This window comes from Bradyrhizobium sp. SHOUNA76 (assembly GCF_023006445.1).
Lineage (GTDB): Bacteria > Pseudomonadota > Alphaproteobacteria > Rhizobiales > Xanthobacteraceae > Bradyrhizobium.
In genome coordinates this window covers 1-14,533 of sequence record NZ_JALBHA010000118.1, presented here as the reverse complement: position 1 = coordinate 14,533, position 14,533 = coordinate 1, and the positions used below count along the sequence as shown (strand labels likewise).

11 protein-coding genes are annotated in these 14,533 nt (G+C 63.6%); 2 read left to right on the top strand and 9 right to left on the bottom strand.

The genetic code is table 11. The annotated features are described in order from the left end of the window. Positions 1 to 51: 51 nt before the first annotated feature. From MOV74_RS15585 to MOV74_RS15545, 9 genes are all read right to left on the bottom strand, one after another. Positions 52 to 798: a hypothetical protein gene (locus tag MOV74_RS15585; RefSeq protein WP_246923744.1), complete on the bottom strand. Its 747-nt coding sequence runs from the start codon at positions 796 to 798 to the stop codon at positions 52 to 54. A 9-nt stretch (positions 799 to 807) separates the two neighbouring features. Beyond that, a complete protein-coding gene (locus MOV74_RS15580; protein ID WP_246923739.1) occupies positions 808 to 2,058 on the bottom strand; it encodes an adenylate/guanylate cyclase domain-containing protein in 1,251 nt (416 codons plus the stop codon). Next, positions 2,055 to 2,444 (bottom strand): response regulator, encoded by a 390-nt coding sequence (locus MOV74_RS15575; RefSeq protein WP_018315558.1) that lies wholly within the window; start codon positions 2,442 to 2,444, stop codon positions 2,055 to 2,057. Before MOV74_RS15575 ends, MOV74_RS15580 begins: the two co-directional genes overlap by 4 nt. Continuing rightward, positions 2,441 to 5,023, bottom strand: a complete 2,583-nt coding sequence (locus MOV74_RS15570; RefSeq protein WP_246923734.1) for an ATP-binding protein — start codon at positions 5,021 to 5,023, stop codon at positions 2,441 to 2,443. The genes MOV74_RS15575 and MOV74_RS15570 overlap by 4 nt, the downstream gene beginning before the upstream one ends. Positions 5,024 to 5,171: 148 nt before the next feature. After that, positions 5,172 to 8,267: a MexW/MexI family multidrug efflux RND transporter permease subunit gene (locus tag MOV74_RS15565; RefSeq protein WP_246923752.1), complete on the bottom strand. Its 3,096-nt coding sequence runs from the start codon at positions 8,265 to 8,267 to the stop codon at positions 5,172 to 5,174. Positions 8,268 to 8,343: 76 nt separating this feature from the next. After that, positions 8,344 to 9,537 carry an efflux RND transporter periplasmic adaptor subunit gene (locus tag MOV74_RS15560; protein WP_246923730.1) on the bottom strand — a complete coding sequence of 398 codons (1,194 nt, stop codon included), beginning with the start codon at positions 9,535 to 9,537 and terminating at the stop codon, positions 8,344 to 8,346. 1 nt (position 9,538) lies between these two features. Continuing rightward, positions 9,539 to 10,225, bottom strand: a complete 687-nt coding sequence (locus MOV74_RS15555; RefSeq protein ID WP_246923749.1) for a TetR/AcrR family transcriptional regulator — start codon at positions 10,223 to 10,225, stop codon at positions 9,539 to 9,541. A 159-nt stretch (positions 10,226 to 10,384) separates the two neighbouring features. Further along, positions 10,385 to 10,975 carry a thiamine pyrophosphate-dependent enzyme gene (locus MOV74_RS15550; protein ID WP_246923727.1) on the bottom strand — a complete coding sequence of 197 codons (591 nt, stop codon included), beginning with the start codon at positions 10,973 to 10,975 and terminating at the stop codon, positions 10,385 to 10,387. After that, positions 10,972 to 11,514 carry a phosphonopyruvate decarboxylase gene (locus MOV74_RS15545; protein ID WP_246923722.1) on the bottom strand — a complete coding sequence of 181 codons (543 nt, stop codon included), beginning with the start codon at positions 11,512 to 11,514 and terminating at the stop codon, positions 10,972 to 10,974. Before MOV74_RS15545 ends, MOV74_RS15550 begins: the two co-directional genes overlap by 4 nt. A gap of 105 nt (positions 11,515 to 11,619) precedes the next feature. On the opposite strand from MOV74_RS15545, the gene MOV74_RS15540 reads away from it, so the two are divergent. Beyond that, on the top strand, positions 11,620 to 12,840 hold the full coding sequence (locus MOV74_RS15540) for a cytochrome P450 (RefSeq protein WP_246923717.1): 1,221 nt from the start codon (positions 11,620 to 11,622) through the stop codon (positions 12,838 to 12,840). Positions 12,841 to 13,048: 208 nt separating this feature from the next. Then, a complete protein-coding gene (rocD, locus tag MOV74_RS15535; RefSeq protein ID WP_246923713.1) occupies positions 13,049 to 14,263 on the top strand; it encodes an ornithine--oxo-acid transaminase in 1,215 nt (404 codons plus the stop codon). Positions 14,264 to 14,533 lie beyond the last annotated feature (270 nt).

Sequence of the window (14,533 nt, the reverse complement as noted above, 5' to 3'; positions counted from 1 at the left end):
GCCAATCCGCGCGGCATGCAGGGTTACGCCGCGGGGCGCTGATAAGGCCGATCAGATCACCACTTCCCGCATCACGCGGCGGCAATCCATCTCGTATTCGAGATCGACCACAGGCGGCCGGGCGAAATGCCAGGTCAGGCCGGAGCGCAGCGCGCCGCGGCGCACCAGTTCGTCGGCGAGCGCGTGGTGGAAGTCGTGCACGGAATAGGCCTGCACCGCGGTCGTGTCGTTCCAGCCGAAGCCGAAGGCTGCCATCCGGTTTTCCATCTGCGAGGTCGTCGTGAAGCGTACCTTCTCCCTCAACCCCTCCGGGCTGAGATCGCGGTAGCGCACGGTGCGCTCGACATAGGTCCCGCTGCCTTCGCGCGCCTCGGCGCCACCCGCGATCACGAAGCTCGGCGTTGTCGCGCGGGTCGGGCGCGTGAAGGAGAACGCGTAGAACGACGGCTCGGACGGCGGGTCGATCTCAGGACAGACATTGCTGCGCGCCACCGGATTGGTGGTGCCGTCGAAGATGCCCCATTCGGACAGGGTCTTCACATAGTGCAGGTTGAACGCGCGAAAGCCCTCTTCGCTGAAGGCCGCGGGCGAACGCAGCTCGCAGGCGCAGAACGCCGTCAGCGGACGACCTGCCTCCTGAATGATTTTTGCAGCCAGCGCAAACCCTTCCGCAAGCGGCACCAGTCGGTCGAAGCGGACACGCTCGATCTCGTAGCCGTCGTTCGCGGCAACACCCGCTGAATATTGAAACACGGACGGAATGAAGCGGTAATTGCCGGCAGAGAACTCACGAACCATGGCGAACTCCTATTCAAGCTGCATGCGAATGCCTTTGGCGCCGTTGAGCAGGCGCTTCAGGTGAAAGCCGGCCAGAGAATCGTCGGCGTACATGCCGACCAGCGCGGCAAAGGCCGGCATGGCCGCGGCATCGCCGGCCTCCATCTTGGCGAAAGCCTCCGAATACAGCGCCGTTTCCGGGGCTTCGAATTTGGCTTGTGGCAGCGGCTCGAACGCGCGCAGGGGCTCGCTGCGTCCGCGTAGCATCAGCTCCCCGACGGCGCGGCCTTTAAAACTGTCGGCCGCCTCGGCGACGCTGCCGCTGACGCAAATGCGGGTGCCCAGATGCTTGTTGGCGGCCTCCAGCCGCGCCGCGATGTTGATGGAGTCGCCATATGCGGTGTAGTCGAAGAAGCGGTTGCCGCCGAAATTGCCAACCAGCGCCGGGCCGGCGTGGATGCCGATGCGGGTGGCACCGAAGGTGACGCCCATGGCGCTCTGGCGCGCGCGAAAATCCTGCGCCCAGGCATCGAGCTCATGGGCGCAGGCGACGGCGCGCGTGGCGTAATCCGGCTGATCGCCGGGCGCATTGAAGAGCACCTGGATCGCATCGCCGATGATCTTTGCGACCGTGCCCTCATGTTCAAAGACGATCTCGGTCATGCCGCCGACATACTCGTTGAGCAGCTTGCCCAACGTCTCGGGCGGCGCGCTTTCCACCAACGAGGTGAAGCCGGTAATATCGGTGAAGATGGTGGCTATATCGCGCCACTGCACTTCGATCCCCTCGCCGTCGCCGCTGGCGGCCAGACGCTTGGCAACCTCGGGCGAGAAATGACGCGATAACGCAGCATGGGCGCGCTCGGCTTCCATCTGGCGCCGCCGCACGTCGCGCAGCATCTCCACATGGCGGATGGTCTTCTCGATCGTGGCTTCCAGATCGGCGAAGTCGATCGGCTTGGTCAGGAAATCGAAAGCGCCGCGATTCATGGCGGTGCGGATGTTGCTCATGTCACCATAGGCGGAGACGATGATGGTCGACTTCTTGTCCTCGGCCTCCTGGAGTTTCGCGAGCAGCGACAGGCCGTCCATCCTGGGCATGTTGATATCGGAGACCACCATATCGACGTGCGGATTCTGCTCGAGCGAGGCCAGCGCATCGAGGCCGTCGCGGGCGAACATGATATCGATCTGTCCGTCGCGAATCTGCCTGCGGAACTTTTGCAGGATCAGCGCCTCGAGATCCGGCTCGTCGTCGACGAAGAGGATGGTCGCAGTCATGCGGCTTGCTCGAGCCTCGTATCGATCTCCTGCCGCAGCAGCGCAAAGTCGATCGGCTTGGTAAGGAGCCCGACGGCGCCGCGCTCGATCGCCTTGCGTCGCGTCTCGGCATCGCCATAGGCCGTGATCATGATGACGGGAACGTCCGGATGCGCGGCACGCACCTTCGGCAGCATGTCGAGCCCGCTCATGCCGGGCATGTTGATGTCGGACAGGATCAGGATCAACGAGGGATCGCGGACCTCCGCGGCGCGCTTGAGTGCATCGGGCGCAGAGGAGGCGAACTCCATCTGGAAGCGGCCGGCGCGCAACTCGCGTCGGAACTGCTGCCGGAAAAGCGCCTCGACGTCGGGCTCGTCGTCGACGACCAGGATGTAAACGTTCACGACTTGCCTCCGGAAGTGCCGCCCGCCGCCATCGTGCGCGGCAGGGTGATGATGAATTCGGTAAATACACCTTGTGCGGTGTTCACGTCGATGGTGCCGCCGTGCTGCTTCACGACGATATCATGGCTCATGGACAAGCCGAGCCCGGTGCCCTCGCCGACCGGCTTGGTGGTGAAGAAGGGGTTGAACATCCTCTCCCTCACCTCGGGTGGAATCCCCGTGCCATTGTCGCGAATCCGGATTTCGACCCTGCCGCCGAGATCCTTGGTTGCCGCGCTCAAGGTGGGCTCGAAGGCCTCACCCGCGCTCTCCCGACGCTTGGCGGTGGCATAGAATCCGTTGGAGATCAGGTTGAGCAAGACGCGCGTGATCTCCTGCGGATAGATGTCGACCATGCCGGCGGCGGGATCCAACTCGCGCTGGAGCGTGACGTTGAAGGACGGCCGTTCCGCGCGCGCTCCGTGATAGGCGAGATTAAGGCTCTCCTCCACGACCGCATTGATGTCGACGGCGCGATGCTCGCCGGAGCCCTCGCGCGAATGCAGCAGCATGTTCCTGACGATGGAATCGGCACGCTTGCCATGCTGCACGACCTTCTCGAGGTTGCTTCTGAGCATGCCGGTCAGCTCGTCGACCTCCTGCCTGGTCTTGTCGTCGAGCGCGGCCGATTGCAGGGTCTCGTTGAGCTCGTCGATCAGCTCGGTCGAGACCGCCGAGAAATTGTTCACGAAGTTAAGTGGGTTCTTGATCTCGTGGGCGATGCCGGCGGTGAGTTGGCCGAGCGAAGCCAGCTTCTCGGTCTGGACCAGGCGATCCTGGGCGGTGCGCAACTCGTCGAGCGATTGCGACAGCTCTCTGGTGCGCTCCTGGACCTCCTCAAACAACCGGACATTCTCGATCGCAATCAGGGCCTGATCGGCAAAAGTGGTGGCGAGCTCGATTTGCTTTGCACTGAACGGCCGCACCTCGTGTCGCGTCAGGACGAACACCCCGATCGGTGCTCCCTCTCGCAACAGGGGCACGCCCAGCATCGTACGTACGTTGGAGCGCCTTCGAGCGGACGAGGGCGCAAATTCCGGGTCGGCCTGCACATCCGGGACATGAACCGTCTTGGCATCGAGCAGTGTACGGCCGACCACGCTTCCCCGTTCCGGCATAGACGCGAATGTCCGAAGCTTGTTTTCCTGCTCCGCGTCGAGCCCGCAGCTCGCCGCCAAATAGAAAACGCCATCGCTGGGCCGAAAGATCGTCCCCTCATCCGCGTCGCACAACCGGGCTGCCGAGCCAACAAGCGTGTTCAGCACGGTTTGCAGGTCGAACGCCGAACGGCTGATGACTTTCAGCACATCGGCGGTCGCCGTCTGCTGCTGCAAGGATTCGCTCAATTCCGCCGTCCGCTGCTCGACTTTCTTTTCCAGGTCCGCATAGGATTCCTGCAAGCGCGCGCCCATGTCGTTGAACTGGTCAGCAAGCCCTTCGAGTTCATCGCCAGTCCGGATCGAAATGCGCTGCGAGAAGTCGCCACCGCCGATCCTTTCGGCGCCGCTGCGCAGCGCCTGGATCGGCCCGACCATGCGGCGCGCCAGGAAAATCCCGGCGAGCACCGCGAAAATAGATGCCGCGAGCAGCACGATCGCAAGCCGCTGCAGCGAGGCGTAGAGCGAAGCGTAGGCTTCCTCGACCGGCAATTCCACGAACATGATCCAGCCGAGCGGCGCGATGGGGGCCGAGGCGGTCAGAACCTTCTGCCCCTGGATGTTGGTCGCCTCCTGCAAAGCCCCCGGCATGGTGCCGCCACCGGCCTGGGCGCCGCGCACCTGCTCGAGCCTGGACATGTCGGTATTGCGCAGGACCAGACTGATGTCGGGATGCGCGATCAGGCGCCCCTCCGGCCCCACCACATAGGCATGTCCATGCTCGCCGACCTTGATCTGGGACACGACGTCCCAGATCAGCTTGAGGTTGACCTCGGCGATACTGACCCCTGCGTCCTTGCGCGCGCCGGCCAGCGCTAGCGTCATGTAGGGTTCGGACTCCCGGCGGAAATAGACCGGCCCGTAATAAACCTTGTGCGCGACCGCCTCGGTGAACTTCGGATCGCTGGACAGGTCGATCCCGCTCTCGAGAGAGTCCATCGCCAGGCGCGAGACCCGCAAGCGTTCCTTGCCGGTCGAATCCACCTGGGCAAGCTCGGTGATGGCAGGCACCTGGCGCAGCAGCCGCAGCGCGTCGAATCGGCGCTGCTCGATCGAGCCCGCCGACCACGGCAGTTGCGTGGTCCAGCCGAGCTGGCTTTCGATCTCCTTGACGAACTGGCCGATCTTGGCCGCGGCGGCCTCGGCCTGCTCATGTTGGACCCGGATCAGCGAAGCCTTGTGCTCGCGATAATAGAAGAAAACCTCGAACAGGCCGTTGGCCAGCAGCGCGATGGCGACGACGGCCACGAACAGCGCAACATATTTGGTGAAAAGCCGCGTCCTAATTCCCCGTCCCGCGGCCGCGCCGGAGACGGCGCCAGCCGGAGCCGCGCTCGGCAGAGTCCCGGCTTGCGGGGCGTCGGGATGGAGGGAAAGGCTCATCCCGCGGAACCTAGCAAGAAGACCGGGCCTTGTCTTTCGCAGGCGCGAGAAGGCCCCGCGGCTGCGGCGCAGAACGGCCGACGCGGCGGCAAGAAAAGGGCGGCAACGGTTTAGCCGCTGCCACCCTCTGGTTCGCGTGCGAGCCGTCTCAGGTCGGCCGCAGGGCCTCGGCGCCGAGATCGAGCTCGTTGATCTGCTTGTTTCGCTCGGAATCGGCCGCCGCGCGGTGGTCGGTCGCCAGCACCACGTACACCGCCGGCAGCACGAACAGCGTGAACAGGGTACCGATCGACATGCCGGCGACCACGACCAGACCAATCGAGAAGCGGCTGGCCGCGCCCGCGCCGGTCGCAGTCAAGAGCGGGATCAGGCCGGTCACCATGGCGGCCGTCGTCATCAGGATTGGCCGCAGGCGGATGCGAGCCGACATCTCGATGGCCGAGCGGCGGTCGAGCCGCTCATTGACCTGGAGCTCGTTGGCGAACTCCACCATCAGGATGCCGTGCTTGGTGATCAGGCCGACCAGAGTGAGCAGACCGACCTGGGTGTAGATGTTCATGGTCGCGACGCCGAAGAACAGCGGGATCAGCGCGCCGACGATCGCCATCGGCACCGAGATCATGATCACCAGCGGGTCACGCAAGCTCTCGAACTGCGCCGCCAGCACCAGGAAGATGATGATCAGCGCGAAACCGAAGGTAATCGCGAGCTGATTACCTTCCTGCACGTACTGCCTGCTATCGGCTAGATAGTCGTGACTGAAGCCTTGCGGCAGTTTCTTGGCCTCGCCTTCGAGGAAGTCGACCGCAGCACCCACGGTCACGCCGGGCATCGGCACGGCCGAGAATGTTGCCGAATTGAGCTGGTTATAGTGCGTCAGCGAATTCGGGTCGGTCCTGGTGTCGATCGACACCACCGTCGACAACGGAAGCTGCTGACCGGTGTTGGTCGTCACATAGTAGCCGCCGAGCGATTCCGGCGAAAGCCGCTGGCCGCGCGGCACTTGCGGAATGACCTGGTAGGAACGGCCCTCGAGGTTGAAGCGATTGACGTAGTTGCCACCCAGCAGCACGGCCAGCGCGCTGCCGACGTTCTGCATGTTGACGCCGAGATCCTGGGCCTTGGTACGGTCGACCTTCACTGTCACGGTCGGCTGGTTATAGGCGAGGTCACTGTCGGACACGATGAACATGCCGCTCTTGCGTGCGGCGTCCTTCAGCTTCTCCATCTGCTCGTAGACAGCCTGGAAGCCCGCGGTCGAGTTGATGACCATCTGCACCGGCAGACCGCCCGGCCCGCCGGGCAGCGGCGGCAGGTTGAACGCGAAGGCCTGGACGCCTTCAATCTTGGAGAGCTCGGCCTGCACCAGCGGCTTCAGTTGAATCGAAGATCGCTTGCGCTCATCCCAGGGCTTGAGCAACTGGCCCGCGATGCCGCCCTGTGGGCCGTTGATGCCGTTGAGCACGAAGCGCAGATCGGCCTCAGGAAAATTCGCGAATACCTTGTCGAGCTTATCGCCGTAGAAATCGACATAATCGATGTTGGCGTATTTCGGCGCCTTGGTCACCGCGAACACGATGCCCTGGTCCTCCTCGGGCGCCAGCTCCTTTGAGGTGTGCATATAGAGGAAGCCGACCAGTCCCAGGATCGTAACGGCGAACAGGCCGGTGATTGCCTTGTAGTCCAGCGAGCGGTCGAGCCGGCGTCCGTACCAACGGGTCAACGCGCCGAACACGCCGTTCACGAGCTTGGCAAAACGGCCCTCTTCGGTGTTCTTCAAGAGCACCGAGCACATCATCGGCGACAGCGTCAGCGCGATGACGCCGGACACGATCACTGAGCCCGCAAGGGTGAAGGCGAATTCGCGGAACAGTGAGCCGGTGAGGCCGCCGAGGAAGCCGATCGGAGCATACACGGCGGCGAGCGTGATCGTCATCGAGATAACGGGACCAACGATTTCGCGCGCGCCTTCCAGCGACGCTTGCACCGGTGTCTTGCCCTCCTCCAGATGGCGGTGAATGTTCTCCACCACCACGATGGCGTCGTCGACCACAAGTCCGATCGCGAGCACCATGGCCAGCAGCGTCAGCAGGTTGAAGCTGAAGCCGAGCATGAGCATCAGCGTGCAGACGCCGATCATCGACAGCGGAATCGTGACAACTGGAATGATGACTGAGCGGAACGACGCCAGGAACAGGAAGATCACCACGATGACGATGATGATGGCTTCGCCCAGCGTCTTCTCGACCTCATCGATCGAGGATTGGATGAACTTGGTCGAATCGTAGGCGACCTTCATCTTCATCGACGGCGGCAGGTTGCGCTCGAGCTCGGGAAATAGCGCGCGCACGCCCTTCACGAGGGTGAGCGGGTTGCCTTGCGGGGTCGCCTGAACGCCGATGAAGATCGCATGCTCGCCATTGAAGGCCACGCTCGCATCGGTACTCTGGGCGGCAAGCTCGACGGATGCGATGTCCTCCATCCGCACAAAGCCACCGTCCTTGGCCTTGACGATCATCTTCTTGAACTGATTGACGTCAGTAAGGCCCGTGTTCGTCGAGACGTTCGAGACGATCAAATAGCCCTTGGTCTGGCCCGCCGCGGACTGGAAGTTGTTGGCCGCGATCGCCGCGGCGACATCGGCCGGCGACACATTGCGGCCTGCCATCTTCACCGGATCGAGCCAAAGCCGCATCGCAAAATTCTGGGCGCCGAGGATGTCCGCGGAGGCCACGCCGTCGACGGTCGACAGCACCGGCTGCACCACGCGCGTCAGATAATCGGAGATCGCAGAGCCCGACAGCTCTTCGGACGAGAAGCCGAGATACATCACGGCCGTGGTCTGGCCCGTGGTCTTGGTGACGATCGGGTCGTTGGATTCCTTCGGGATCAGATATTTGACCGAGTTCGTCTTGGCCAGCACCTCGGTGAGCGCCTGGTTCGGATCGAAGTTCAGCTTGATGTAGACCTGGATCGTCGAGGTGCCGAGCACCGAGGACGAGGTCATGTAATCGACGCCTTCGGCGGAGGCGACCGCCTGCTCGATCGGCGTGGTGATGAAGCCCTGGATCAGGTCGGCGGACGCACCGGGATAGACGGTCGTGATGTTGATGACCGTGTTCGACAGTTTTGGATATTGCCGGATCGGCAGCGTCGTCGCCGCGCGCAGGCCGATCAGCAGGATCAGCAGGCTGACGACGATCGACAGGACCGGGCGTTTGATGAAAATATCAGTAAAGCGCATCGCAGCGATCTCGATTTCGTTGACTTGCAAAGCGCATGACCCGGCCGTGCCGGATCATGCTGCGACGTGTACGATGTCAGTATCGCGGCGGTTGCGCGGGAATCGGCGGCGCCGGGTCGGTCGAAATCGACACCGCCGAGCCCGATTGCAGCTTTAGCTGGCCGACGGCAACGACCTTGTCGCCAGGCTTCAGGCCCTTGACGATTTCAGCACGGCCGTCGACCCGGTTGCCGGTCTGCACGAAGGTGCGCACCGCGGAGAGGGTGGTCTTGCCATCCTCTTCCTTCTTCTCGGTGATCACGAACACCGAGTCGCCGTACAGCGTGTAGTCGACCGCCGTCTCCGGAACGGTGATCACCGGCGGCTTGTCCGGCAGCACCACCGTCGTGGTCACGAACATGCCGGGCTTCAGGATCTTCTCCGGATTGGCGACCGTCGCCTGCACGCGGATGTTGCGGGTGTCGGTCGCGATCTGCGGCTCGATCGTGGTGATCTTGCCTTCGAAGGTGCGGCCCGGATAGGCGTCGACCTTGAGCCGGACAGTCTGCCCGACCTTGAGGTTGCCTGAATCCTTTTCTGTCACCGTGAAGTTGGCCCACAGCTGCGACAGATCGGTCAGCGAGACGATGGCCGTACCGGCTGTCAGATACTGGCCGACCTCGACCTTGCGGACGCCGAGATCGCCGGAGAACGGCGCACGGACCAGCTTCTGCGAGATCAACGCTTCGGTCTTGGCGATGCCGGCCAAGGCTTGGTCGTAGGCGGCTTGCGCATTATCGACGGTGGCCTGCGGACCGAATTGGCGCGCGGCGAGCTGCTTGGCGCGATCGAGCGACAACTGCGCGACGGTCGCCTGGGCCTTATAGTTGGCAAGGTCGCCCTGCTCCGGCGCGTCGAACAGCTGCACCAGCGGCGTGCCGGCCTCGACTCGCGTGCCCGGCTCGAACTTGATCTCGGTGACGCGGCCGTTGACGTCGGCGCTGACGTCGACCTGGTGCACGGCGACGAGGCCGCCGACTGCTGTGAGCAGGTTCGGCACCACCTCGGACTTCGCCTCCGCGGCGCTGACAGCGGTCGGCGGCGGCTTGTTGTTGGCGAAGAACTGCTTGATCATCTGGCCGCGGAAATTGTTGAACCAGACGAGGCCGCCAACAAGCACCGCGAGCAGCGTGCCGACGATGACGAACCAGAGCACCGGCCTGACCGGGCGCTTGGGAGCCTTGTTGTCGATCGGTTCGCCCGAAATCTTGTGTTCGGTTACGATGTTCATGTCATGCACTTTCTGCAATCGCCGTCCTGCCGGCATCCGGGGCCTGATTGTGGCCCAGATGCGAAGCAATTGCGGCGTCGTTAAGTCCGATACCTCTTAGGAGAAACTCACACAGCTGCCGCTCGAGGTCTTCAGCCTGGCCGTAGACGAGGCAAGGCGAAGCCGGCAGCCTGGTCAGCGCTGCGGTCATCACCGTGTGATGCGCAAACCAGAACAAGTTGAGCGGTTCGCCGCTGCATCGCCGCGCGTCACCGCTAGCAACGGCACGTTCGAGCGAGGAGACGAAGATCGCCCCGATCAGCGTCTCGATCTTGGCATACAGCAAACGGGCAAATTCGCCATCATCCAAATGGCTGGTGGCCATCAGTCGCAGGCGCTGCGCCTCTTCCTGATCGGGACCATCAGCGATGTGCAGGAAATGCTGGACCATGCCGCGGATCAGCTCGACCAGCGTGGCTGTCGACGGCTCGCGCTCGAGCAGCTCCATGAAGGCCGGATCGGCCTCGCATTCGTCGCTGAGGATTTCGGCGTAGAGCGCGGCCTTGGACGGGAAATGCTTGAACAGCAGCGCCTCGGAAATGGCTGCGGCGGCCGCCACGCTCTTCGTCGTGGTGCCGGTATAGCCATGTCGGGAAAAGCAGCGCTTTGCGGCTCCGAGGATCAATTGACGCCTCAGGTCGCTCGTCATACGCAATGAGCTCATGCTGGTGAGTAAGCACTCACCCACGTAGAAAGTCAAGCACTATGTTGCACCGCAACCTACGTGCGTTGTAAATTCAGTGGAAATCGGCCCCGTCCGCACGGATCGCGTGCAGGACGTGGGCGCCACAGGCATCGACAGGCCGGCCTAGATAGGCTGGAAGCCGAGTTCGCCGCGGATCCGGTTGAGGATGTAAGTCCCATCCCGGCTTGGCAAAATGCGTTCCAGGCTGGCGCTGTCGATTTTCACATTGGCAAAGCGCGGCCCGGCCGAGACGTCGTGGACGGCTTTGGCAAAGGCCTCGACCTCGGCCATGGTCGTGACAGCCTTGCTGTCTTTAATGCCGCAGGCCCTGGCGACGCCGACGAGGTCGGTGGCGGCCGAGGTGTGGCTGGTCTGGCCGCCCGTCTCGCCATAAGCCTCATTGTCGAGCACGGCGATCGAGAGGTTGGACGGCTTCTGCAGGCCGATGGTGGCAAGGCTGCCCATACCCATCAGCATTTCGCCGTCGCCGGTGATGACCAATACCGGCAGCTTCGGCTGCGCCAGCGCCAGGCCGAGCCCGATCATCGCGGCGCCGCCCATGCCGCCCCAGAGATAGAAGTTGCGGGCGTGGTCGCCGGCCGCGCGCATGTCGTTGGTCGAGGCACCAAGGCCGCCGATCGCAACGACGTCCTTGCGGTTCGCGAGCAGCGTGGACACCACCTGCCGGCGGTCGAGAAGATTGGCCTTGCTCATTTGGTGAAAACCTTGGCGCCGATCAGGCGCTGCGACAGAAGGACGGCGGTGGGGGTGAGCGCGTTGTAGGCCTGCGAGGCGGCGGCCTCCAGCACCGCCGGCACCTCGGCCGCGTTCGAGGCGCGCAGCACCTTGACGCCGGAGAGCTCGAACACGCCCTGCGTGGTCGATCCCATCGGCACCTGCCACGGATTGAACTCGCCCCACTCGCCGCGCATGGTCACGAGGGTGAGGAATGGAAAGCGCAGGATCGGGATCAGCGACAGCATGTTGATGCAATTGCCGACGCCGCTCGACTGCATCAGCAGCACGCCGCGCTGCCCGCCGGTCCAGGCGCCGGCGAGGAGCGCCACGCCCTCCTCCTCGGTCGTCAGAGGAATGCCCTGCATGGTGGGGGACTCCAGCACGTGCTGGATCAGCTTCGAATGGCCGGCATCGGGCACATAAGGCACCTGGCGGACGTCGAAGCGCTGCAATGTTGCGAAAATTTCGTCGGGCCAATTCGAGGCCGTGTCGGGAGCGTCAGCGCGCGCGTGCATTTTCCTGTCCGGTCGGCTAGCAGTGTTCGAAGACTGTAGACGCATGCACGCGTCGACCAGAACAACAAAAACGGCATATCGGCTTTAACCGGCGAGTATAGCGGGATGAACGCAGATGCGAAGGAGTTGGCGGCAAGCTTCGACCTCGAGAAGCTGACGCCGGAGTTTTACGACAACCCTTACCCAACCTATCGTGCACTGCGGGAGAACGAGCCGGTCAAGCGCCTGCGCAGCGGCACCGTGTTCCTGACGCGCTATGACGATCTCGTCACGACCTACAAGAACACAAAATCATTCAGCTCGGACAAGAAGCGCGAGTTCGCGCCGAAATACGGCGACACTCCGCTCTACGAGCACCACACCACCAGCCTCGTCTTCAACGATCCGCCCGCGCACACCCGCGTGCGGCGCCTGATCATGGGCGCGCTGTCGCCGCGGGCGATCGCGGGGATGGAGAGCGATCTCATCAAGCTGGTCGATGGCTTGCTCGACGCCATCGCCGCCAAGGGCCATTGCGAGCTGATCGAGGATTTCGCCGCGTCCATTCCCATCGAGGTGATCGGCAACCTGCTCGATGTTCCCCATGACGAACGCGGGCCGCTGCGCGACTGGTCGCTCGCGATTCTCGGCGCACTCGAGCCCGTGGTGTCACCTGACGTGGCCGCGCGCGGCAACAAGGCGGTGACGGACTTCCTCGCCTATCTCGAGACGCTGGTCGCGCGCCGGCGCCAAAAGCCCGGCAACCCCGAGCGCGACGTGCTGACACGCCTGATCCAGGGGGAGGAGAATGGCGAGCGGCTGACCGAGAAGGAGCTGCTGCACAATTGCATCTTCCTGCTCAATGCCGGGCATGAGACCACCACCAATCTGATCGGCAACGGCCTCGTCGCCCTGCACAGGAATCCAGAGCAGAAGCAGCGCCTGATCGGCAACCCCGACCTGATCAAGACCGCGGTCGAGGAGATGCTGCGCTATGAGAGCTCCAACCAGCTCGGCAACCGCATGACCACGGAGAAGGTCGAACTCGGCGGCGTCATGCTCGATGCCGGCACATCGGTCACGCTGTGCATTGGCGCAGCCAACCGCGACCCCGCGCAGTTTCCCGATCCTGAAAGCTTCGACGTCGCGCGCGCGCCAAACCGCCATCTCGCCTTCGCCACCGGCGCGCATCAATGCGCCGGCATGGCGCTGGCGCGGCTGGAAGGCGCGATCGCGATCTCGCGCTTCCTGGCGCGCTTCCCGAATTATGGCGTGAGCGGAACGCCGGTGCGGGGCGGACGGGTGCGGTTCCGCGGCTTCTTGAGCGTGCCCTGCTCGATCGGGTGAGGCCTCCAAAACAAAAACTGCGAAAACAACCCCATGCACCGTAGAGACCTGGTCGGCGAACGATGCCCTGTGGTTCCGCAGAACCATCTGACATTTCGGGGCAAATCAGGCCTCGTCCGCAATCGAGCGCCTGAAGGCTTCCAAGGCGGCAGACCGATACCCAAATCAAGTTGAGAGCCCGGTGCGTGCAGCAATGGAGCGACGACAGATGAGCTCATCCGTCATTGATTTGGTCGCAACAGAAGCACGCTTTGGCGCTCATAATTACGAGCCGATCGGGGCCGTCCTGTCCCGTGGCGAAGGTGTCTGGGTCTGGGATATCGAAGGTAACCGTTATCTCGATTGCCTCTCGGCCTATTCGGCGGTCAGCCAGGGCCACTGCCACCCCAAGATCCTGGCGGCAATGGTCGAACAGGCACAAAGGCTGACGCTGACCTCGAGGGCGTTTCACAACGACCAACTCGCCTTGTTCTACGAGGAGATCGCGGCGCTCACCGGTTCCCACAAGGTGCTGCCGATGAACAGCGGCGCCGAGGCGGTGGAAAGTGCGATCAAGTCGGTCCGCAAATGGGGCTATGAGGTGAAGGGCGTGCCGGACGGCCAGGCCGAGATCATCGTTTGCGCCAACAATTTCCACGGGCGCACGCTGGGCATCGTCGGCTTTTCGACCGACCCCGAGACACGGACGCACTTCGGGCCGTTCGCGCCGGGCTTCAAGATCATCCCGTTCGGCGACGCCGCGGCGCTGGAAGACGCAATCACCCCGAACACGGTTGCCTTTCTGGTCGAACCGATCCAGGACGAAGCCGGCGTCATCATTCCTCCAGCCGGCTATTTCACTGAGGTGCGCCAGCTCTGCACCGCCAACAACGTGATGCTGGTGCTCGACGAGATCCAGACCGGGCTCGGCCGCACCGGCAAGCTGCTCGCCGAACAGCACGAGGGCATAGAGGCGGACGTGACGCTGCTCGGCAAGGCCCTGTCCGGTGGCTTCTATCCGGTGTCGGCCGTGCTTTCGAACAACGAAGTGCTCGGGACATTGAGGCCCGGGCAGCACGGTTCGACCTTCGGCGGCAACCCGCTTGCCTGCGCGGTGGCGCGGGCGGCGATCCGCGTGCTGGTCGAGGAAGGCATGATCGAGAACGCGGCCAGGCAGGGCGCGCGCTTTCTGGAAGGTCTGAAGGACATTCGTGCCAACACGATCCGCGAAGTGCGCGGGCGCGGCTTGATGCTGGCGGTCGAGCTGCATCCCGAGGCCGGGCGCGCCCGCCGCTACTGCGAGGCGCTTCAGGGCAAGGGCATCCTCGCCAAGGATACCCATGAGCACACGATCCGCATCGCCCCGCCGCTGGTGATCACCAGCGACCAGGTCGATTGGGCGCTGGAGCGGCTCGCCACCACTCTGACGCAGGATTTATCTTGAGGCGGCCTGCGTCGGAAGATCGCAACGCCGACCGGGGCCGACAACGAACGATTCCGCCGTCTGTGCGTTGAAGGTCGTGGGCGATTACGAGCTGGGAGCCGAGATCATGCTTCCGCGTGGCGTTTGCCTGACGGCTGGTTTGGTTGGTGTCTCGATGCTGGCGGCGAGCGTCAGTGCGTTCGCCCAAGGGCCCGGCCAGGGACACGGAAGAGGCGGACCACCCGGTCCAGCGGCAGCCCCGGCAGCTCGGCCAGCAGCACCACCGGCCAT